Raw genomic sequence first — 19,925 nt, forward strand, 5'->3', positions numbered from 1 at the left:
CTCCATTCTGGCACGCGAGTCCCGACCGACCCCGGCCGCATCCGGGGTCGGTCGGGATCTGGTCAGGCGGGCAGTTCCTGGATGGTGGCCGGCTCCTGCGGCTCGATGCCGTTGAAGCGGTGCCGGAAGTCGCTGGACGCGGGGTATGCGGCGCGGCGGGAGCGCATGATCGAGCCCAGCGGGCGGTGGGCCTCCAGGGCGTGCCAGGGGCTGAAGGAAAGGACGTCGTCGGCGTAGCGGCGGCGGGCGTCGCTGTAGGCGTCCTGGGCGGGCAGATGCAGCACGGCCACGGTCTGGTGCGGTGACAGGTCCTCGGGCCACGGGACCGAGGCGTCCTCCACCGGCATCCGGTCGATGTCAGTGCACAGCTGGGCGCGGATGTCGTACTCGGCGCTGTTGTGTGCGAAGAAGTCGATGACGAGGTCGCGCAGGGCGGACTCGCCGGCCTTTTTGTCGACGTGGCTGCCGGTGAGGGCCTTGACGTTCGCCGAGCGGGGCGCGGCGGACATCTTCGCCACATGGTCGCCGTAGCGCAGCGCGGCCATGGAGTGGAAGGTCTCGCCGAGGATGTGGTCGTTGGCGGCCGCCAGGGTCTCGACGGCGGGCGGAAGCGGACGTCCGACGCGCGTGAGGGCCTTGGCGGCCACTCGGGCGGCCGCGCCGGTGAGCTGGAGCTGCTGGTCGCTCTGGCGGGGCTGTTTCTCCAGGAGGTCCTGGAGTCTGGCGTATTCGGCGATGTTGCCGAAGGGCAGGGTGGGGTGGTTGACGAGGAGGAAGTCCTGGGTGGTGAAGCTGTCGTCGAGGGCGCGGGGCCCGGGGGCGCCGATCACCTTCATCGCGAGGCCGCGCTGGACGGGTACCTGGTCGGAGCGTAGGTCGCCGGGGGCGGAGGAGAAGCGGACGATCACCGGGTAGGTGGCCGCTGCGGCGAAGAGACCCTGGGCGAGGTGGGCGGGCAGGTCGGGCTGGATGCGCAGCTCACCGGCGAGGACGCCGTGGCTCTTGGCGTGGGCGTCGCGCAGGCCGTGACGGTGTTTGTCGGCGACCTGCTGGTTGGCCTTGCCCATGGCCGCGACGACCTGGCGGACGAGTTCGTCCTCGTTCGGAAAGGGTTGTTCGAGGTCGGGGCTGTAGCGGACGTACGAGGTCATGGGCAGTGCCTTCGCGCAGGATGGGGGTCAGTTGCCGCTGAGCCAGCGGATGGCGGACAAGCTCGGCAGGAAGAAGTACTCGCCGCCGAGGAGGGTGTTGAAGGACTGGATGTTCTGCACCCGGCGCGGCGGGGTCCCGGGCACGGTGAAGTAGGCGCCCTTGTCCTGGAGCGAGATCATCGGGTCCTTCTCCTTGCCCAGGCCCATGAAGTTGCCGGAGCCGACCCATTCGCTCTGGAGGAACTCGACGTTGTCGATGGCTCGGGCGCCGAGGGCGATGAAGTCCAGGCCTCGCGGTGTGCCGTCGTCCCTGAGGCGATCCGGGGGGAGCGGGGTGCCGTAGGAGGTGCCGCGCCGGATGATGCGGCGGATGTTGACGTCGGTGAGGACCGTCAGCTTGGTGTCGCGCGGGTTCATCCGGCGGATGTGGGAGCCGAGCGGGGTGCGCAGTCCGCGCGGGTCGGCGGAGTAGTCGAAGTCGTTGATCCGGTTCGGGTCTTCGCCGATGGCGGGGGTGTCGCGGTCGGGCGAGAGGGCGAGAGGGGCGCCGCTGCGCCAGCGGCCGACCAACTTCGCGGCCAGCAGCTCGCGTTCGGCCTCGGTAGAGGCGTTGTCGTGCAGCCATTTGTTGAAGGCCGCGACGTGGGAGTGGTACTTGCGGAAGACGACGTACGTGCCGTTGCGGCCCAGGACGTCCGGAGCCGGCACGGGCAGCGGCACACCGGTCTCGCTCGGGTAGCCGAGGACGAACTCACCGGCCTTGATGGGCCGTCCGTCGCCGCGCAGGGGTTCGGCACCACTGCCCTCGACCACCGGCTGGCTGAAGCCGTCCCGGTAGCCGAAGACGTTGAACCCGTCGGCCGCGAAGTCCTGGTGCGACAGCAGCCGTACGCCCGGTACCTCGCCCAGTTCCTTTTCGTACGCCACGACTTCGGCCCGCCAGTCGTCCTCGCTCGCGGCAAACACCGTGACGGCGACATGTACCCGCGGCGTGCCGAAGGGGAACTCCCAGCGGTCCGGCGCGTTCACGCCGGTGTCCCGCAGCCGCTCGGCGCGGGCGGCCATTCCGGCGCGGAAGTTGGCCGGGAACGAGGCCAGTGACGTCTTCGGGAGCCCCAGTGCGACCAGCCCCTGGTAGCTGAGGGCGAGGGCCAGCCAGGACGGCTGCGGTTCGTCCCAGCGCGCCGCTGAGGTCACCCTCGGCGCCAGGCGGCGCAGCAGTTCCCTGCCCGCGGCCGGTTCGGTGATCTCCAGGATCGCGTGGGTGCCGAAGTAGGGCTCGGGCCGGGCCCGCAGCAGGGTCGCCTGGATGTCGTCGAGGTCCAGGGTGGGCGGGCGGCGCAGCCGCCGGAACAGCGGGGAAGGCATGGTGTCCTTGCCCTCAGTTGAGGTCCGACAGGAAACGCTGCACGGCGGCCTCCTGCCGCTTGAGCCGGTGGCCTTCAGCGACGGTGAGGTTGGGATGGGCGACGAACCACGCCTCCGCCGGGATCTGGTACTTGACGATGAAGTCCTTCACGTCCGGCGAGGTGATGCCGGGCCAGCCCTCGACGTTGGCGAACAGGAAGTCCATCATCTCGGGGATCTTGGTGGCGAAGTCGTCGATGTAGGGGTCCCACTCGCCGTCGAAGGCGGTCGCGAACAGCAGCTTCGTGTCGTTGTCGAGGAAGACGAACCGCATGTTGTGCAGGGTGCCGACCTGACCGGCGCCGGCCAGGTTCCCGCCGAGCAGGCCGAAGAATTTCCGCAGCCGCTCTGCGCCGTTCGGCTTCAGCGGCAGGATCGTCGTCAGCTCGGACACCTCCCCGCTCTTGGCGCCGATCCGGCCGGCGGTGGTGACGGCGTGTTCGGCCAGCTCCTCCTTGTCGGCGAGGATCTCGGCGGCCTTGAGCTTGAGGGCGATCTTGGCGTCCGACAGTGCGGTCTCGACCTTCTCGCGGACCGCATCGGGGAACTGCTGGAACTTCGCGTGCAGGTCGTTCTCGCTCATGGCGCCTCTCCTTGGGCGTGGGCGGCAACGCTTCAATACCGCCACAAATAGGCCATTGCAGGGTGGTGGGCAAGCGGGACGAAACCCGCTTCTGACCATCTCCGCATAACTGATTACATCATCAGTTCACCGCGCCGGCTTGTCAACGCACCACGCGCCAGCAGTCGACATGACGCACAGGACTATGAGACAGATTGACCCACAGCATCTCTGTGAGTCATTGTGTCTCAAAGATTGCGCACCTCGACCCACCCATCACTCGAAGGAGTTCCCGGTGGCGGATCACTTCTCCGGACCGCGCATCCTCTGCGACCCCGCGTCCGCCGTCGCTCACGTCTTCTCCTTTCCCAGCCCCGACCGCCCCGGCTGCCTGGTACTCGTCCTCGATGTGTTTCCGGCCGCAGCTCCCACCGCGCTGTTCTCCGACGCGATCACCTACCGCTTCCGGGTCCGGCCGGTCGCCCCGGCGGCAGCTCGCGCCGCGTTCACTGTCGGCGACACCGAGTACGGCCTCGATTTCACCTTCGCCACGCCCGGTCGGCTCCCTGGCGGCGACGACCCTCTTCAGATCGGCACCTGCACGACGTCCAGCGGTGAGGAGGTCGTGTTCCTGGTCGGCGGCGACAAGCACGCCGAGGCCGAAGGGCTGAGGATCTTCGCCGGACCACGGCTCGACCCGTTCTTCATCGACCTCGCGGGCGTTCCGGCCGCCGACGCCACCCAGAAGCCGGCCTTCCGTCCCGGCGCGGACAACGTCCTCCAAGGGATGAACGTGCTGAGCATCCTCGTCGAGGTGGACCCCGAAGTGGTGTTCGGCCTGGACTGCGGCCCCCTGCTCGGCGTCGTCGGCGAGACCGTGACCTCCGGCGGGCGCCCGGTCCGGCTGGAACGCATGGGCCGCCCCGAGATCAAGTATGTCGTCCTGGCGAGCAAGAGCCACGACCTCGTCAACAGCGATCTGGAGATCCGAGACCTCTACAACGAGGAGAATGCCTTCGCTCTGCGACCGGAATACGTCGAGGCCTACCGTGCACGGTTCAACGCCAACCTGGCCTTCTTCGACCGTCTGGAGAACTCGTCCGGCCGCCGGACGACCAGGGCACCCACCCCCTGACGGAACTCCTCTGGCCGACTTCCTTGTCGTCGACATCTCCAAGCCGTTCGCCGAGGACAGCTGCTTCGAGATCGGGACCGCGCTGCTCGCCGGACGCCCCCACGCGACCTGCGGCGGCCGTGCGCCCAACGACGACATCGTGGACACCCTCTACACACTCCTGGTCAACGGCGTCGACGGCCCGCGCATCAGCGACGGCGTCGACCGGGCCACCCGGCCGGCCACCCACGACTTCCCGTAGCTCATGGCCCCCAACCCGAACCCGCCGGACCCCATGACGGGGAGGTGCTGGTCGCACGTCACCCGGAGGCGTACGCCGATAACACCGCCGACTTCTGGCTCATGGCCTGAGGCGATGTCGACAGAGGGCTCCCACTCGCCCTTCAGAGCCTGGTCGTGCGCCAGACCAGCCACACGTACGCCCTGGTCAAGCGCGCCCGCGAGGCAAGCCGGGGACTCGCCCATGACGCCTTTGGACCGCGACACCCTGCGACTAGCATGTGAGGCAACTTGGCTCACACGAAGGGTGCCGCATGCCGGAGCAGCGAGCCGATCCACGCCAGGTGCGCAGCCGCGCGGCCATGGTGACCGCAGCCACCGCGCTGCTCACCGAGGGCGGCCTGGAGGCCGTCACGCACCAGGCGGTTGCCGCCCACGCCGGAGTCGGCCGGGCCACGGTCTACCGTCACTGGGCCGACCTGCTCGGTCTCCGTCTGGCGGCTCTGGAGGCAGGCATGCCGCCCCTGTCACCGGCGCCCGAGGACGTGCGGGCGGCGTCCGGTGCCGAGCCGCGCGCCGAGCTGGTCCATTACCTGCGCCAGCTCGGCGAGCGGCTCGACGACGCCCACGCCGGGGCTGTTCTCGCCGCCGTACTGGGCGGGGCACAGTACGACGACGGGATGCAGCGCCTCCGTCAGACTGTCCTGACCCAGATCGTCGACTCCCTGCGCCCTGCCGTCACCGCTGCCGTCGCCCGTGGGCGCCTGCGAGACGACCTGACGGCCGAGACGTTCGCCATGACGATCGTCGGGCCGCTCGTCTATCAGCGGTTCCTCGTGGGCGCCCGGCTCGGTCACGACATGGTGGACGCGGTGGTGGATGCGGCGCTGCGGGCGTGGGCGCCGTAGCGATTCGGTTCGACCGGAACCCCACACAAACCGGGTGCGCTACGTGTCCGACGGCATGACCCGGCTGACTCCGGACACCATCGGACTGTGCGGGGTCGGGCACCGGTTCGAGTCCTTCCGCAGCGAGGAGCCGGGCCCCTTCCTCCAGGCGATGTTGCGGACCCTGACACAGGTGATGAACCGCACCCGTCACATACCGCTGGTCACACGGCTGCGACTCGAGGAGCATCGGGCGTACCAGCAGAGCGTCCGGTTCGACATCGACCGGTGGCTGCCCGAGAACAGGGCCCAGCACCACCCGTACGCCTACCGCCCCTTCGGCACAGGTGAACGTGCCTGCATCGGGCGGCAGTTCGCGCTGACCGAGGCCCGGCTCGCCCTCGCGCTCATCCTGCGAAGGTTCGCTGTCTCCGCCCCGAGCGACTACCGGCTGCATGTCGACGAGGCGCTCACGTACAAGCCGTCCGGCTTCACGCTGTGGCTGCGGACCCGGCAGCCCCGCAACCGGCGTCCGGCCGCGGTCCAGTCGCCGGAGCCCGCTGCTGTTCCTCCCGCTGCGGCTGGGGCCCGCCGGGGCCGACGCCCTGCGACTGCTCACGCGGCGGTCGACGCCGGGAGGGCTCGGATGCCGAGGCCGGGGAGGGGGTGCATCCAAGGTGAGAGCCCAAAAGCCGCCACGGGATGATCTCGGCCGGTGAGGGCTTCGGTAGCGTGACGTAGAGCCGTCATACGCACGCATGCGCACGGGGCTCCGGCTGCGGGGAACCTTGGTACAGCCGCTACTGACGCCTGAACGGCAGGCGTTGCGCGAGCGGATCCGGCCGGAGGCCGCGGAGCGATTCGCTGCGGGTGCCTCCCACCCCGAGGTCGCCAAGGACTTACGGGTGGTGTGCGCTCGGTGCAGCGCCGGCGCCGGGCCTGGCACGACACCGGCGCCGAGGGGCTGCGGTCTGCCGGGCCCGTGTCGCGGCCCAAGCTGAGTGAAGCCCTGGCTTTCGCGAACGGCGACCTGCGGAAACAGAGTCGCGTCGGTCACTGTCGCAGAACTCTCATGGGTGGTCCGTCTATGAGAGACCCCCGGCGAGGCTGCCGCGAGCCACCCGGACCTCGCTCCTGGGAGGACACTCACACGTCGCGGCGCCTCACGACGAGAACGGCGAGTGCGACCGTGATCAGCGGCCAGAGCGTGTACACGAGCCAGGAGCCGGAGACTGTGGCGGTGTAGCCCAGGGATCCGGGCTCCGGCCCCCAGGTTTGGATCAGGCGGTTCCAGGCGGCCGACACCAGCGCGTGTTTGATGTCCGCCGACCAGCGGCTGCTGTCCGAGAACATGGGGGGCAGCATCACCAGGGTGAAGATGCTGGTGACCATGGTCCCGGCGGTATGCCGGAGCAGAACACCGAGACCCAGACCGACCAGGGCGCAGACCGGAGCCAGCAGCGCGGAGGCGACCAGCGCCCGGAGCACCCCGGGGTGGGTGATCGGAAGGTCGGCATGGTGCCCGTTCAGGATGGCCTGGGAGATCAGGAAGGAACCGGTGGAGGCGGTCGTGCCGACCGCGGTCCACAGTGCGGCGGTGACGGCTGCCTTGGCCAGCACGATCGAGCCGCGGGCCGGGACGGCCACGGTGGTGGTGCGGATCAGCCCGGTGGTGTACTCGCTCACGACCGTGAGGGCGCCCATGCTGCTGGCGACAAGGATCAGCGTCCAGTAGCCGGCCGGCGGATAGGCGTCGTAGGGCCGGAAGTCAGCGGGGCCGGAGGGCGGGGCCTTGTCCGCCAGCGTGGCCACGGCGGTGGACCCGATGACGAACAGGAGGGTGAGTGCGATCGTCCACGGTGTGGACCGCAGGGACCGTGTCTTGATCCACTCGGCGGCGAGCAGGTCGCGGAAGCGGGCGGGCGGCGCGGTGACGGGGGTGGTCCGGGGGGCGGAGGTGAGCGTGGTCATCGAGGCTGTCCTGCCTGGTATTCGGTGCTGTCGGCGGTGAGTTCCATGAAGGCCGCCTCCAGTGAGGCGGTGCGGGTGGTCAGCTCGTTCAGCTGGATACCGTTGTCGAAGGCGAGCGCCCCGATCCGGTCGGCCGGGAGCCCGGTCACGGCGAGTTTCTCCACGCCGGTCGAGCCCTCCGGCTCGACCGAGGCGCCCGCCGCGGTCAGCACGGCTGCCAGCTCGGCGGCCTGCGGTGTCCCCACCACCACGCTGCTCCGGGTGCTGCGGGCCGCGAAGTCCCGTACCGTATCGGCGGCTATGAGGCGGCCCCGGCCGATGACGACCAAATGGTCGGCGGTGTTCTCCATCTCCGACATCAGGTGGCTGGAGAGGAAGACCGTGCGCCCCTCGGCGGCCAGGCGCCGGAAGAGCCTGCGTACCCAGAGCACACCCTCCGGATCCATGCCGTTGATCGGCTCGTCGAACATGAGCACGGGCGGGTCGCCGAGCAAGGCGGTGGCGATGCCGAGACGCTGCTTCATACCGAGGGAGAATCCGCCGATGTGGCGGTTTGCCACCTCAGCCAGCCCCACCTCGTGAAGCACCTCGCCCACCCGGCGCCGCGGGATGCCGTTGCTGCGGGCCAGAGCGGACAGGTGGGCCGCAGCGCTGCGTCCGCCGTGAACCTGTCCGGCGTCGAGGAGGGCACCGACGTGCCGCAGTCCGCGCGGGTGGCGGTGGAAGGGGACGCCGCTGACGGTGGCGGCGCCGGTGGTGGGCGCGTCCAGACCGAGGATCATCCGCAGGGTGGTGGACTTGCCGGCTCCGTTGGGGCCGAGGAATCCGGTGACCTGGCCCGGCAGCACGGTGAAGGACAGATGGTCGACGGCCGTCTTGCCGCCGTAGCGCTTGGTGAGTTCGCTGACTTCGATCACGGCACCCACACTGCCGAGAGGAGCCCCGTCCGGGCATGGGGCCGTGGGCGGCAATCGTGCGGCCTGATTGAACCGTGGGCGTACGTCCCCGGGCTGACGCCGAGCTGCTGATGTCCGGTTAGGCTCGCGGCGTGAACCCCATGACGACGATTTCGTTGCCTGCGCGCGTCGCGCACCTCGTCCTTGTTCCCGGGAGGGGACACCGCCGATGACGAGAACCAAGGCCGTGGCCTGGGCAGGGGGTGCCTCCTACCTCCTCGTGGTGAGTCTGCTGGTGGGGGCCGCACCGCGGGCGTCGGGCACGGTCCACGGTGTCGGGGCGCTGCTGGCTGTGAGCCTGCTCGCCGGTGTGGTGCGACGGATGCCGCTGCTGGCCCTGGTCATGGCGCTCTTCGGATCCACCGTTGTGGTGCTGGGCCCTCCGAGTTCCGCACAGGAGAGCCGGGCGGCGTCGTCCCAGGGCCAGTTCCTGTCGTATCTGGCGGTGGACCTCGTGCTGGGCTTCATCGTCGCCACTTGTGCACGGCGCGCTTCGGCTGTTGCCGTGGCCGTGTCTTTCACCGTGCAACTCCTGGTGATCGGCCTGTCCACACATGGAGACGGCCTGGCCGTCAACGTGGTGATCGCCCTCCTGGCGTTGGCCGCATCCTGCATGGCCGGTCTGCTGAGCCGCGAGCGCCGCGAGCACGCAGCGGCGCTGCGGGCACAGGAGGTGGGCGAGGCGGTGACCGCCGAACGGCTGCGGATTGCACGGGAGTTGCACGACATGGTCGCGCACAGCATCGGCATCATCGCGATCCAGGCCGGTGTGGGCAGCCGGGTCATCCAGACCCAGCCGGCCGAGGCGCGCGAGGCCCTGCGCGCCATCGAGGCCACCAGCAGAGAGACCCTGTCGGGACTTCGGCGCACGCTGGTGTCGCTCCGTCGGGCCGACCGAGGCGCGACCGCATCGGAACAGTCACCGCTCGCACCCACGCCGGGGCTGGCGGACATCGAACGGTTGGCGGCAGCGACCGCGGGCGCGGGGGTACGCGTCGACGTGCGCTGCACCGGGGAGCGGCGTCCCGTGCCGGCCGACATCGACCTGTCCGCCTACCGCATCGTGCAGGAGGCACTGACCAACGTGGTACGACATGCGGACACCGGGCGGTGCCGGGTGGCCATCGACTACGGAGACGGGGAACTGTCCGTGGAGGTCGTCGACAACGGGCGCGGCTCCATCGGGAACGGCTCGGCCCACGGCTTCGGCATCATCGGGATGCGGGAGCGGGCTGGTCTGCTGGGCGGCCACCTCAGCGCCGGACCGCGCCCCGAGGGCGGCTTCCGGGTGGCGGCCCGGCTGCCGCTGCCCGCACACGTCGGAGTTCCGGTGGAGGCACAGTGACCGTCCGGGTGGTGCTCGCCGACGACCAGCCCCTGGCGCGGTCCGGTCTGCGCGTGCTCATGGCCGATCACAGCGACCTGGAGGTCGTCGGTGAAGCTGCCACCGGTGCCGAGGCCGTCCAACTGGTGAGCGACACCAGTCCCGACGTCGTGGTCATGGACATCCGGATGCCCGGGATGGACGGGATCGAGGCCACCCGCCTGATCACGGCCGGTCCGGCAAGCACACGCGTCCTCGTCCTGACCACCTTCGACGAGGACGACCACGTCTACGGCGCGCTCCGGGCCGGGGCGAGCGGCTTCGTGGTCAAGGACATGGCGCTGGACGACATCCTCGCGGCGATCCGCGTGGTCGCCGCCGGCGACGCACTGATCGCGCCGGGTGTGACGCGCCGTCTGATCGCGGACTTCATCGGGCGCCCCGCGGCTGTCCCGGAGCGCTTCCCCCGGCCGGTCGAGGGCATCACCGAGCGGGAACGGGAAGTGCTGACCCTGGTCGGACGCGGCCGGTCGAACACCGAAATCGCCGAAGACCTCTTCATCACGGTGGCCACCGCCAAGTCGCACGTGTCACGGCTGCTCACCAAACTGGGCGCCCGGGACCGGGTCCAGCTCGTCATCACCGCCTATGAGATGGGGCTCGTCACCTTGTCTCGCTGAGTACGGGGGTCATGCCGCTGGGACCTGTTCGTCCTCCAACACGCTGAAGTCGACGGGGAGGTGGGTGTCGTAGTCGTCCGGGGTGACCCCTCTCTCATGGGTGGAGCGGACGCCGAACCGGTTGACGTGCCCCGTCAGGCGTGGCGCGTTGGGCACGTCGCGCGGCCTGCGCCCCGGCCCGTCAGCACGAGCCGGGCGCCCCCTGGACGACCTGGGCGGACCTAGAAGTTGCCGCGCTTGGCCTGCTCGCGCTCGATCGCCTCGAACAGGGCCTGGAAGTTGCCCTTGCCGAAGCCGAGTGAGCCGTGGCGCTCGATGAACTCGAAGAACACCGTGGGCCGGTCGCCGATCGGCTTGGTGAAGATCTGCAGCAGATAGCCGTCCTCGTCGCGGTCGACGAGGATGCCGCGCGCGGCCAGCTCCTCGATCGGCACGCGGACCTCGCCGATCCGGGCACGCAGGTCGGGGTCGGTGTAGTAGCTCTCCGGCGTGTCGAGGAACTCGACACCCTTGGACCGCAGCACGTCGACGGTCCTGATGATGTCGTTGGTGGCCAGGGCGAGGTGCTGGGCGCCCGGGCCGCGGTAGAAGTCGAGGTACTCGTCGATCTGCGAACGCTTCTTCCCGGCCGCCGGCTCGTTGAGCGGGAACTTCACCCGGTGGTTGCCGCTGGCGACGACCTTGCTCATCAGCGCCGAGTACTCGGTGGCGATGTCGTCGCCGATGAACTCGGCCATGTTGGTGAAGCCCATGACACGGTTGTAGAAGTCGACCCACTCGTCCATGTGCCCGAGTTCCACGTTGCCCACGACGTGGTCGAGGGCCTGGAAGACGCGCTTGGGCTCGCCCGCGGGCTTCACGTAGCCGGAGGTGCGGGCGACATAGCCGGGCAGGTAGGGGCCGGTGTAGCGGGAGCGGTCGACCAGGGTGTGGCGGGTGTCGCCGTACGTGGCGATGGCGCCGATCCGGACGGTGCCATGCTCGTCGGTGACGTCCTGCGGCTCCTGCAGCACGGTCGCGCCCTGCGCACGGGCGTGCTCGACGCACTTGTCGACGTCGGGCACCTCGAGGGCGATGTCGATGACGCCGTCGCCGTGGCGGCGGTGGTGGTCGTGCAGCGGGCTGTGCGGGTCGACGCCGCCCTTGACCACGAAGCGGATGGCGCCGGAGCGGAGCACGTACGCGTGGTGGTCGCGGTTGCCGGTCTCCGGACCGGAGTAGGCGACCAGCTCCATACCGAAGACCACCTGGAAGTACAGCGCGGCCTGCGTCGCGTTGCCCACCGCCCAGACCACCGCGTCCCACCCGGTCACCGGGAAGGGATCCCCGTCGGCGTCGTACTCCACGAGCCCGACCAGCTGCCGGAGCTGCTGCAGATCGAGCTCCGCGAGGCGCTCCTGGCTCGTGAGGGTCTGCTCGATGCTCATACGTCATCCCTTTCGGTGTGCGTGTCTCCAACGCGTGGCGGTAGAACACACCGGGACTCCTCACCTGCACAAGAGTCGCCTTCCAGGCTGTTCAAGCTGCTCAGTTTGCCCCATGCAACCGCCCCCCATATATACAATCTGCCTAGTTGCGAGTGGGCGAGGACCAGCTGATGCCATATTGCTTTCACCGCACAAAAATGTGCGCTGAGCGCACATGTCCTCAAGCGCGGCACCGCGACTCCGATTCCCGAGGAGAGGGACTTGCCGTACTACCACCGGGCGGGCGCGGTTCCGCCGAAACGTCACACCCAGTACCGGGACCCGGACGGGAATCTCTACTACGAGGAACTGATGGGCGAGGAGGGCTTCTCCTCCGACTCCTCGCTGCTCTATCACCGGCACATTCCGTCGGCGGTGCGGGAGTACCGGGTGTGGGACCTCGGGGACCAGTCCCTGGTGCCCAACCACCCCCTGATCCCCCGTCACCTCTCCACGCACAAGCTGTTCACGGAAGGCGAGTCCGGCATCGACGCGGTGACCGGCCGCAGGCTGCTGCTGGGCAACGACGACGTCCGCCTGGCGTATGTCGTGGCCGACACGGTCAGCCCCTACTACCGCAACGCGATCGGTGACGAGTGCCTCTACGTCGAGGACGGGCGGGCGCGCGTGGAGACGGTCTTCGGTGACCTGGAGGTCGGCGACGGGGACTATGTGATCATCCCCCGGGCGACCACATACCGGATCGTGCCGGACGGGGTCGTACGGATGTATGCCGTTGAGGCGAACTCGCACATCGGACCCGCGCGCCGCTACCTGTCCCGGAACGGTCAGCTCCTTGAGCACGCGCCGTACTGCGAGCGCGACCTCCGCCTCCCGGACGGGCCGAAGCCCGCCGAGGGCGAGAAGGTCGAGGTGTACATCAAGCACCGCGGCCCGGGTGGCGTCGCGGGGACCGTCCACACCCTCCCGAACCACCCCTTCGACGTGGTCGGCTGGGACGGCTGCCTCTATCCGTACGTGTTCAACATCCGTGACTTCGAGCCGATCACGGGCCGGGTCCACCAGCCGCCGCCGGCGCACCAGGTCTTCGAGGGCCACAACTTCGTGATCTGCAACTTCGTGCCGCGCAAGGTCGACTACCACCCACTGGCCGTCCCGGTGCCGTACTACCACTCCAACGTCGACTCCGACGAGGTGATGTTCTACTGCGGCGGGGACTACGAGGCGCGCAAGGGCTCGGGGATCGGCCAGGGCTCGATCTCCCTGCACCCCGGCGGCCACCCCCACGGTCCCCAGCCGGGTGCCATGGAGCGGTCGATCGGGGCGGAGTCCTTCGACGAGCTCGCGGTCATGGTCGACACCTTCCGTCCTCTGCAGCTCGGTGAGGCCGCTCGCGCGACGGACGACGGGACGTACGCCTACTCCTGGGAGCAGAACCGATGAGCGCCCCGCTGAGGCCGGGGATCCCCCCGGTGCCCGCCGGCCTGTTCGACGACGCGGCGGTCTTCCCGCCCGGCGGCCTGCCGATCGAGGAGGCCGTGCCGGCCCCTGTGGAGCACACCCGCGGCGCCCACGCCGGGCTGGCCGGTGCGTTCGTCCTCGCCGCCGGGGACGTCGACCGTCTCGCCGAGCTGACCGCGGACCGGCCCGAGGGCTCCTTCGCCCTCTCGGTGACCGTTCCGCCGCCGGGTGTCTCCGACGCGGTCGCCGAACCCGCCGCCGGGTCGGCCGGTCTCGGCCTGCCGCCCGCCGCGACGACCGCCCAGCTCACCGAGGTGTCCGCATGACCAGCACTACTCGACTCGCCGTCCCGGCCGACTCGTTGTTCGGCCTGACCAACCTGCCCTACGGCGTCTACGCGGCGCCCGGCCGGGCACCGCGCGTGGCGACCCGCTACGGCGAGCACGTCATCGATCTGGCCGTGCTGCTGGACGACGACGTCTTCGCCCGACCCAGCCTGAACGCCTTCATGGCCCAGGGGCACGCCCGCTGGGTCGAGGTACGTGGCGCGATCACCGAGCGGCTCCGGGGCCCGGTTCCCGTGGAGGCGGTCCACGACCTCGGCACGGTGACCCTGTGCCTGCCTTTCGAGGTCGCCGACTACGTCGACTTCTACGCCTCCGAGCACCACGCCTCCAACCTGGGCAGGTTGTTCCGGCCCGACAACCCCGACCCGCTCATGCCGAACTGGAAGCACCTCCCGGTCGGCTACCACGGGCGGGCGGCGTCCGTCGTCGTCTCGGGCACCGACATCGTCCGCCCCTCGGGCCAGCGCAAGGGACCAGACGACCCCGTACCGGTCTTCGGGCCCTCGACCCGCCTCGACATCGAGGCCGAGCTCGGCTTCGTCCTCGGGACCGGCAACGCCATGGGCGAGTCCATCGGCGCCGAGGACGCGGAGCGGCACATCTTCGGGGTGGTGCTCTTCAACGACTGGTCCGCGCGCGACATCCAGGCCTGGGAGTACGTCCCCCTCGGCCCCAACCTGGGCAAGTCGTTCGCGTCGACGATCTCGCCGTGGGTGGTGCCGCTGCTCGCCCTGGACGCCGCCCGGGTCCCGACCCCGGTCCAGGAACCCACCGTGCTGCCGTATCTGCGGATGGCACAGCCCTGGGGCCTCGACGTCGACCTCACGGTCGAGTGGAACGGTCAGGTCGTCTCCCGGCCGCCGTACGCCGCGATGTACTGGTCCCCCGCCCAGATGCTGGCCCACCAGACCGTGGGCGGCGCTCCCTCGCGCACCGGGGACCTGTTCGCGTCCGGCACCGTCTCCGGCCCGGAGAAGGAGCAACGCGGCGCCTTCATCGAACTGACCTGGGGCGGCCGGGAGCCCGTCACCGTGGGCGGTCGGCAGCGCACGTTCCTGGAGGACGGGGACGAGGTCGTCCTGACCGCCACGGCCCCGGGCGCCGACGGAACCCGGATCGGCTTCGGCGAGGCGCGCGGCCGGATCACCGGCAGCAAGCAGGAGGACCGATGAGCAAGACGGCGGCCTCGGCCGCGGAGGCGGTCGCCGACACCGCCTCGGGCAGCTCCCTCGCCGGTCGCCCAGGGCGGCCTGCCGTGGAAGCGTGACCGGGCGGGCATCACCGCCCGGGGGGGGTACGCGAGTTCCGCGGCCGTCCGCAGAAGGGAACTGCATCCGGCCTCGGGAACAGGCGGTCCGGTCCGCATGGTTGCATCGAGGAGGGGCCGGCGCGCCGCACGGGCGGGGACGTCGGAGCCGCGCACCCGGACCAAGAACGTATTGCCGCAGGAGGACTGCTTGATGACTGACCCGCCCTTGACGCTCATGGCGGTGCACGCCCACCCCGACGACGAGGCCACCGGAACCGGAGGGGTCCTCGCGCGGTACGCGGCGGAAGGCATCCGCACGGTTCTCGTGACGTGTACCGACGGCGGTTGCGGTGACGGACCCGGGGGTGTCAAGCCGGGCGACCCCGGGCACGATCCGGCGGTGGTCGCCTCGCTGCGCCGTCGGGAACTCGAGGCGAGCTGTGAGGTCCTGAAGATCAGCGATCTTGAGATGCTGGATTACGCCGACTCCGGGATGATGGGCTGGCCGAGCAACGACGCCCCCGGATCCTTCTGGCAGACCCCCGTGGAGGAAGGCGCGGCCCGGCTCGCGGAACTCATGCTGCACTACCGACCCGATGTGGTCGTCACCTACGACGAGAACGGCTTCTACGGCCACCCCGACCACATCCAGGCCCACCGCATCACGATGGCGGCGCTGGAGATGACCGAGCTGACACCGAAGGTGTACTGGACCACGATGCCCCACTCGGGGATGCGGCGGTTCGGCGAGATCATGCGCGAGTTCCAGCCGGGCATGCCGGAGCCGGATCCCGCCGAGGCCGCCGCGATGGCCGAGATCGGCCTCCCCGACGAGGAGATCACCACGTGGGTGGACGCCACCGCGTTCAGCGACCAGAAGTTCGACGCGCTGGCCGCGCACGCCAGTCAGGGCGAGAACATCTTCTTCCTCAGGATGGGCAAGGAACGGTTCGGCGAGATGATGGGCACGGAGACCTTCATGCGTGTCCAGGACACCACCGGAGCGGCCGTACCCGAGAACGATCTCTTCGCCGGCCTGCGCTGATCCGCCCGCCCCACCAGCCGGGAGGGACATCGACCGCACGGCGCCTTCAAGCGACCCACACACGCGGGCGGGTGTCGGCGGCCGGCCCGGCGAGTCGTTCGCCGGGCCGGCCGTCCGGTGCCCCGTTCGGTCAGAACTGAATGTCGTGCTCGATGGCGGCCAGTTCCTCGGCCGTGCCCTGGACCTTCGGGCCGGTGAACCACTTGCGGGCGGAGATCAGCCACCACGCGCCGGCGAAGCCGAGGACGAGGAGGACCGCGAGTGGTGTGTAGTTGAAGGTCGTCGCGGTGACCGGGCTGCTCGTCGGCAGCATGAACAGCACCGAGATGAACAGGGTCCATCCGACCGCGATCACACCGACGAGCCTGCTCCACCGGCCGAGGTGCCACGGTCCGCGTTCGAACCGGCTGCCCTGCACCAGGCGGAGGAAGACGGGCAGGACGTAGGCGATGTACAGGCCGATGACCGCGATCGAGGTGACGGCCGCGTACGCCGTGGCGTTCCACAGGTAGGGCAGCCCCAGCAGGAAGGCACCGCCGGCCGCCAGCCATACCGCGTTGGTCGGTGTCCTGGTCCGCTTGTTGATGCGGTGCCACACCCGGGAGCCGGGAAGCGCGCCGTCTCGCGAGAAGGCGTAGATCATGCGCGAATTGGCGGTGACGGACGACATCCCGCAGAAGAACTGTGCGCCGATGACGACGAGCAGGAGCAGCTTGCCGCCCGTGGCACCGAGCGCGTCGATGAAGATCTGCGCCGGGGGCACGCCGGTCTCGCTGGCCAGGGCGCCGCCGTAGTCCTGGATGGCGAAGGTGATACCGACCAGCAGGATCCACCCGGCGACGAGCGAGACGAGGATGGACATCACGATGCCCCGCGGACCGGCCTTGGCCGCGTCGTGCGTCTCCTCACTCATGTGCGCCGAGGCGTCGTACCCGGTGAAGGTGTACTGCGCGAGGAGCAGGCTCAGCAGGCCGACGTAGAAGCCGGAGTGCCAGCCGGTGTTGTTGACGAAGTGCGTGAAGACGAAGGAGGCGGACTGGTGCCTGGACGGCAGGACGGCGAGCGCGCCCACGATGACCAGGACGCCGAGGACGTGCCACCACACGCTGACGTTGCTGAGGAAGGAGACCAGCTTCACGCCGAAGGTGTTGAGCAGGCCGTGGGCCAGGAGCACCAGCCCGAACAGCATGATGGTGTGTGCCGGGGTGGCGGCGAAGCCGAACTGCAGGTCCAGCAGCGCGTTCATGAAGAACGCGGCCCCGAAGTCGACGCCCGCCGTCACCGCGATCTGGCCGAGGAAGTTGAACCAGCCGGTGAACCAGGCCCACGCCGGGCCGTGTGAGGGCGCCAGCTTCGCCGCCCAGTAGTACAGGCCGCCCGCGGTGGGGTAGCTGGAGCAGACCTCCGCCATGGCCAGGCCCACGAACAGTGTCATGGCGCCTACCAGGGGCCACCCCCACGTGATGAGTGCCGGGCCTCCCGTGTTCATTCCGAAGCCGTACAACGTCAGGCAGCCGGAGAGGACGGAGATGATGGTGAAGGAGACGGCGAAGTTGGAGAACGCCGACATCGAACGGGCCAGTTCCTGAGCGTAACCGAGTTGATGCAGCCGTTGCTCGTCGCTGAGCGGCGGGGACGTTCTCTCGTGCAGGTCCGCACTCGGGACATGCTTGTCCATGGGCACAATGCCTCCGAGGGCCTCGAGTAGCCACAGTGGGTGCAGGGGTCGCGGCGAGTCGCAGCCCGCCTTGAACAAAGGTGTGAAGCGATACCATTAACCCTTGGGTGACTCAGCGCAAGACCCTGACGATAAAATTCAGGAGCGGAATGCCCTGGCCGCAGTACGGGTGGCGGGCGTTCTCAAAAGGTTCTTGCTCATGCCTTCTGTGCTGCGGTCACCAGCGCCCGCATCACCCGGAGGTCGTCGCCGGCTTCCGGGTGCCATTGAACGGCCAGGGTGAAGGGGTTCGCCGTCGGCAGTTCGATCGCTTCGACCGTGCCGTCCTCGGCGTGTGCGCAGGGCAGCAGTCCGCCGCCGAGCCGGTCCACCGCCTGGTGGTGGTAGGTGGCCACGCTCACCTCCTCGGGCACCGCCGCGGCCAGCTGTGTCCCGGGTACGGGTTTCACGCGGTGCGCGGCGAAGACTCCGGGCGGACCGGAGTGGTCGCCGTGCCCCACCCGGTCGGGCAGGTGCTGGACCAGGGTGCCGCCCAGGGCGACGTTGAGCAGTTGCATGCCCCGGCAGATGCCCAGCAGCGGCTTGCCCGCCGCCCGGGCCGCTTCGATCAGGGCCAGTTCCCAGGCGTCCCGCTCCGCGTAGGCCGGTCCGGTCCTCGGGTGACGTTCGGCTCGGTAGCGCACGGGGTCCACATCCGGGCCGCCCGCGATCACGAGGCCGTCGAGCCGGGCCACCACCGCCTCGGCGGCGGCCGGGGTGTCCGGCGGCAGGAGTGCCGGCAGGGCGCCCGCCTTCTGGGCGAGGCGGTGGTAACCCGCCGGCAGTACGGCGGCGGGCAGCTCCCACACGCCCCACCGCACCGACGTCTCGAGGTAGGTGCTGATGCCGATCAGCGGTTGGAACACGGGCTCTCCTGTCATGGCCGGGGTGGTGTCGCGTCGCGTTCGAGTTCGGCCTCGGCCGCGGCCAGCGCGGCGAACTCCTCCTCCGGTGCGGAGGCGACGAGGCGGTGACGGCTGTAGAAGGCGAAGTAGGCGATCGCCACGCCGTAGACGCCGAGCGCGATGAAGGCGGCTTCCCGGTCCACCAGGAAGGTGGCCGCGAGCGCCGCGCACGCGAGAACGAGCGCGATCGAGGAGGTCACCACGCCTCCCGGGGTGCGGTAGACGCGCGGCAGGTCGGGCTCGCGGCGGCGCAGTGCGATGTGGGACAGCGCCATCAGCGCGTAGGAGATGGTCGCGCCGAAGACGGCGACGTTGAGCATGCGCGCACCGTCGCCGGTCCCGGCGGCGAGAGCGAAGCCGACCGCGCCGGGCACCAGCAGGCCGAGGTAGGGCGCCTTGCGGCGGCTGGTGAGGGACAGGAAGCGCGGCAGGTAGCCGGCGCGCGAGAGGGCGAAGAGCTGGCGGGAGCCGGCGTAGATGAGGGAGAAGAAGGAGGCGACCAGACCGGCCAGGCCGGCGTAGTTCACGAACCGGCTCAGCAGGGTCGGCTCGCCGCCGCCCTCAAGGGCCGCCACCAGGGGATTGCCCTCCGCCTGTACCGCGGCGGCGCCCCGCGCACCGGTGGTGGCGATGAAGGTGAGTACCGCGAGGACGAGCAGGATGCCCATGGACAGGGCCATCGCCCTCGGCAGGGAGCGCGCCGGATCCTTGGTCTCCTCGGCGGCCAGAGGCACTCCTTCGACGCCCAGGAAGAACCACATGCCGAAGGGGAAGGCCGCCCAGATGCCGAGGACACCGAACGGCAGCCACGAGTTCGCGCCGAAGGCCGATGCGTGCACCGGGATGTCGTTGAGCCGATCCGCGTCGAAGTGGCGGAGGGCGCCGAGAACGAAGATGATCAGCGCGGCGACCGCGATACCGGTGACGATGAAGCTGAAGCGCAGGGCCTCGCCGACGCCCCAGAGGTGGATGCCGATGAAGATCGCGAAGCAGGCCAGGTAGACGGGCCATCCCGCGCGCAGTCCGAACAGGTGCAGCGACTGGACGTAATCCCCGATGAAGACGGCGATGGCCGCCGGGGCGAGCATGTACTCGATGAGGATGGCGGTGCCGGTGAGGAAGCCTCCCCACCTGCCGAGAGCACGGCGGGCGAAGCCGTAGCCCCCGCCGGCCGTCGGCAGCACCGCCGCCATCTCCGCCTGGGAGAAGACCAGACAGGTGTACATCAGGCCCATCAGGGCGGCGGCGACGGCGAGGCCGCCGAAGCCGGCCTCGGCCAGGCCGAAATTCCAGCCTGCGTAGTCGCCGGAGACGACGTAGGCCACGCCGAGACCGGTCAACAACAGCCAGCCGGCGCTGCCGCGGCGCAGGGTGCGCCGCTCCAGGTAGGCGTCCTCGCCCGACGGCCCCGTGGAGGGCGCGCCACCCGGTGGCGCGGAGGGTGTTGCGATACGCGAGTCGGTGCCGTCGGCCATGGCCGCT

At 69.9% G+C, this 19,925-nt stretch carries 19 protein-coding genes and 1 pseudogene; 10 read left to right on the forward strand and 10 right to left on the reverse strand.

Going from position 1 to position 19,925, the window contains the following annotated elements; genetic code table 11:
- Nucleotides 1-62: 62 nt before the first annotated feature.
- The 3 genes from AQJ58_RS25855 to AQJ58_RS25865 are packed head-to-tail and all read right to left on the reverse strand — an operon-like array spanning nucleotide 63 to nucleotide 3,141.
- Nucleotides 63-1,151 (reverse strand): catalase family protein, encoded by a 1,089-nt coding sequence (locus tag AQJ58_RS25855; protein WP_067254074.1) that lies wholly within the window; start codon nucleotides 1,149-1,151, stop codon nucleotides 63-65.
- A 27-nt stretch (nucleotides 1,152-1,178) separates the two neighbouring features.
- A complete protein-coding gene (locus AQJ58_RS25860) occupies nucleotides 1,179-2,519 on the reverse strand; it encodes a Dyp-type peroxidase (RefSeq protein ID WP_067254075.1) in 1,341 nt (446 codons plus the stop codon).
- 13 nt (nucleotides 2,520-2,532) lie between these two features.
- Entirely contained in the window at nucleotides 2,533-3,141 is a 609-nt protein-coding gene (locus AQJ58_RS25865) for a hypothetical protein (RefSeq protein WP_067254078.1), read from the reverse strand.
- A 274-nt stretch (nucleotides 3,142-3,415) separates the two neighbouring features.
- On the opposite strand from AQJ58_RS25865, the gene AQJ58_RS25870 reads away from it, so the two are divergent.
- The 4 genes and pseudogenes from AQJ58_RS25870 to AQJ58_RS46015 all read left to right on the forward strand — a co-directional run.
- Nucleotides 3,416-4,255 carry a DUF4331 family protein gene (locus AQJ58_RS25870; RefSeq protein WP_067254081.1) on the forward strand — a complete coding sequence of 280 codons (840 nt, stop codon included), beginning with the start codon at nucleotides 3,416-3,418 and terminating at the stop codon, nucleotides 4,253-4,255.
- A gap of 533 nt (nucleotides 4,256-4,788) precedes the next feature.
- Nucleotides 4,789-5,382: a TetR/AcrR family transcriptional regulator gene (locus AQJ58_RS25875; protein ID WP_067254084.1), complete on the forward strand. Its 594-nt coding sequence runs from the start codon at nucleotides 4,789-4,791 to the stop codon at nucleotides 5,380-5,382.
- Nucleotides 5,383-5,416: 34 nt separating this feature from the next.
- Nucleotides 5,417-6,067, forward strand: coding sequence for a cytochrome P450 (locus AQJ58_RS25880; protein ID WP_067254087.1), 651 nt, complete (start codon nucleotides 5,417-5,419; stop codon nucleotides 6,065-6,067).
- A gap of 52 nt (nucleotides 6,068-6,119) precedes the next feature.
- A pseudogene (locus AQJ58_RS46015) lies at nucleotides 6,120-6,373 on the forward strand (helix-turn-helix domain-containing protein); the annotation flags it as partial.
- Nucleotides 6,374-6,507: 134 nt separating this feature from the next.
- Here the strand turns inward: AQJ58_RS46015 and AQJ58_RS25885 are convergent.
- Together AQJ58_RS25885 and AQJ58_RS25890 are read right to left on the reverse strand one after the other, a co-directional pair.
- The gene (locus AQJ58_RS25885; protein WP_067254090.1) at nucleotides 6,508-7,332 is read right to left on the reverse strand and encodes an ABC transporter permease; all 825 of its coding nucleotides are present in this window, start codon (nucleotides 7,330-7,332) and stop codon (nucleotides 6,508-6,510) included.
- Complete coding sequence (locus AQJ58_RS25890) at nucleotides 7,329-8,249, reverse strand: ABC transporter ATP-binding protein (protein ID WP_199844679.1); 921 nt, start codon at nucleotides 8,247-8,249, stop codon at nucleotides 7,329-7,331. Before AQJ58_RS25890 ends, AQJ58_RS25885 begins: the two co-directional genes overlap by 4 nt.
- Nucleotides 8,250-8,457: 208 nt before the next feature.
- Here AQJ58_RS25890 and AQJ58_RS25895 point away from each other — a divergent pair, with 208 nt between their 5' ends.
- Both AQJ58_RS25895 and AQJ58_RS25900 read left to right on the forward strand, forming a co-directional pair.
- Nucleotides 8,458-9,633 (forward strand): sensor histidine kinase, encoded by a 1,176-nt coding sequence (locus tag AQJ58_RS25895; protein WP_067254096.1) that lies wholly within the window; start codon nucleotides 8,458-8,460, stop codon nucleotides 9,631-9,633.
- Nucleotides 9,630-10,292 (forward strand): response regulator, encoded by a 663-nt coding sequence (locus tag AQJ58_RS25900; RefSeq protein WP_067254099.1) that lies wholly within the window; start codon nucleotides 9,630-9,632, stop codon nucleotides 10,290-10,292. The genes AQJ58_RS25895 and AQJ58_RS25900 overlap by 4 nt, the downstream gene beginning before the upstream one ends.
- Before the next feature lie 9 nt (nucleotides 10,293-10,301).
- Here AQJ58_RS25900 and AQJ58_RS43490 read toward each other — a convergent pair whose 3' ends face one another.
- Both AQJ58_RS43490 and hppD read right to left on the reverse strand, forming a co-directional pair.
- Nucleotides 10,302-10,448, reverse strand: a complete 147-nt coding sequence (locus tag AQJ58_RS43490; protein ID WP_159056335.1) for a hypothetical protein — start codon at nucleotides 10,446-10,448, stop codon at nucleotides 10,302-10,304.
- Between the two features lie 65 nt (nucleotides 10,449-10,513).
- Nucleotides 10,514-11,719, reverse strand: a complete 1,206-nt coding sequence (gene hppD, locus AQJ58_RS25905) for a 4-hydroxyphenylpyruvate dioxygenase (RefSeq protein WP_067254101.1) — start codon at nucleotides 11,717-11,719, stop codon at nucleotides 10,514-10,516.
- A gap of 261 nt (nucleotides 11,720-11,980) precedes the next feature.
- Here hppD and AQJ58_RS25910 point away from each other — a divergent pair, with 261 nt between their 5' ends.
- The 4 genes from AQJ58_RS25910 (at nucleotide 11,981) to AQJ58_RS25925 (ending at nucleotide 15,821) form a co-directional block, all read left to right on the forward strand.
- Nucleotides 11,981-13,162 (forward strand): homogentisate 1,2-dioxygenase, encoded by a 1,182-nt coding sequence (locus tag AQJ58_RS25910; protein WP_067254103.1) that lies wholly within the window; start codon nucleotides 11,981-11,983, stop codon nucleotides 13,160-13,162.
- A complete protein-coding gene (locus tag AQJ58_RS25915; RefSeq protein WP_234360296.1) occupies nucleotides 13,159-13,506 on the forward strand; it encodes a hypothetical protein in 348 nt (115 codons plus the stop codon). Before AQJ58_RS25910 ends, AQJ58_RS25915 begins: the two co-directional genes overlap by 4 nt.
- Nucleotides 13,503-14,699 (forward strand): fumarylacetoacetase, encoded by a 1,197-nt coding sequence (gene fahA, locus AQJ58_RS25920; RefSeq protein ID WP_067254106.1) that lies wholly within the window; start codon nucleotides 13,503-13,505, stop codon nucleotides 14,697-14,699. The genes AQJ58_RS25915 and fahA overlap by 4 nt, the downstream gene beginning before the upstream one ends.
- Before the next feature lie 288 nt (nucleotides 14,700-14,987).
- Complete coding sequence (locus AQJ58_RS25925) at nucleotides 14,988-15,821, forward strand: PIG-L family deacetylase (RefSeq protein ID WP_067254108.1); 834 nt, start codon at nucleotides 14,988-14,990, stop codon at nucleotides 15,819-15,821.
- 130 nt (nucleotides 15,822-15,951) lie between these two features.
- On the opposite strand, the gene AQJ58_RS25930 is transcribed toward AQJ58_RS25925, so the two are convergent.
- From AQJ58_RS25930 to eat, 3 genes are all read right to left on the reverse strand, one after another.
- Entirely contained in the window at nucleotides 15,952-17,499 is a 1,548-nt protein-coding gene (locus AQJ58_RS25930) for an amino acid permease (RefSeq protein WP_067254111.1), read from the reverse strand.
- 197 nt (nucleotides 17,500-17,696) lie between these two features.
- The gene (locus tag AQJ58_RS25935) at nucleotides 17,697-18,419 is read right to left on the reverse strand and encodes a gamma-glutamyl-gamma-aminobutyrate hydrolase family protein (RefSeq protein ID WP_067254114.1); all 723 of its coding nucleotides are present in this window, start codon (nucleotides 18,417-18,419) and stop codon (nucleotides 17,697-17,699) included.
- Nucleotides 18,416-19,918, reverse strand: a complete 1,503-nt coding sequence (gene eat, locus AQJ58_RS25940) for an ethanolamine permease (RefSeq protein ID WP_067254116.1) — start codon at nucleotides 19,916-19,918, stop codon at nucleotides 18,416-18,418. The genes AQJ58_RS25935 and eat overlap by 4 nt, the downstream gene beginning before the upstream one ends.
- Between the last annotated feature and the right edge of the window lie 7 nt (nucleotides 19,919-19,925).

The organism is Streptomyces sp. DSM 15324 (assembly GCF_001514285.1).
GTDB lineage: Bacteria > Actinomycetota > Actinomycetes > Streptomycetales > Streptomycetaceae > Streptomyces.

Excerpts from the sequence above, each read along its gene's own strand:
- AQJ58_RS25855 (WP_067254074.1), bottom strand. The coding sequence starts at position 1,151 with ATGACCTCGTACGTCCGCTACAGCCCCGACCTCGAACAACCCTTTCCG.
- AQJ58_RS25860 (WP_067254075.1), bottom strand. The coding sequence starts at position 2,519 with ATGCCTTCCCCGCTGTTCCGGCGGCTGCGCCGCCCGCCCACCCTGGAC.
- AQJ58_RS25865 (WP_067254078.1), bottom strand. The coding sequence starts at position 3,141 with ATGAGCGAGAACGACCTGCACGCGAAGTTCCAGCAGTTCCCCGATGCG.
- AQJ58_RS25875 (WP_067254084.1), top strand. The coding sequence starts at position 4,789 with ATGCCGGAGCAGCGAGCCGATCCACGCCAGGTGCGCAGCCGCGCGGCC.
- AQJ58_RS25885 (WP_067254090.1), bottom strand. The coding sequence starts at position 7,332 with ATGACCACGCTCACCTCCGCCCCCCGGACCACCCCCGTCACCGCGCCG.
- AQJ58_RS25895 (WP_067254096.1), top strand. The coding sequence starts at position 8,458 with ATGACGAGAACCAAGGCCGTGGCCTGGGCAGGGGGTGCCTCCTACCTC.
- hppD (WP_067254101.1), bottom strand. The coding sequence starts at position 11,719 with ATGAGCATCGAGCAGACCCTCACGAGCCAGGAGCGCCTCGCGGAGCTC.
- AQJ58_RS25915 (WP_234360296.1), top strand. The coding sequence starts at position 13,159 with ATGAGCGCCCCGCTGAGGCCGGGGATCCCCCCGGTGCCCGCCGGCCTG.
- fahA (WP_067254106.1), top strand. The coding sequence starts at position 13,503 with ATGACCAGCACTACTCGACTCGCCGTCCCGGCCGACTCGTTGTTCGGC.
- AQJ58_RS25925 (WP_067254108.1), top strand. The coding sequence starts at position 14,988 with ATGACTGACCCGCCCTTGACGCTCATGGCGGTGCACGCCCACCCCGAC.
- AQJ58_RS25930 (WP_067254111.1), bottom strand. The coding sequence starts at position 17,499 with ATGGACAAGCATGTCCCGAGTGCGGACCTGCACGAGAGAACGTCCCCG.
- AQJ58_RS25935 (WP_067254114.1), bottom strand. The coding sequence starts at position 18,419 with ATGACAGGAGAGCCCGTGTTCCAACCGCTGATCGGCATCAGCACCTAC.
- eat (WP_067254116.1), bottom strand. The coding sequence starts at position 19,918 with ATGGCCGACGGCACCGACTCGCGTATCGCAACACCCTCCGCGCCACCG.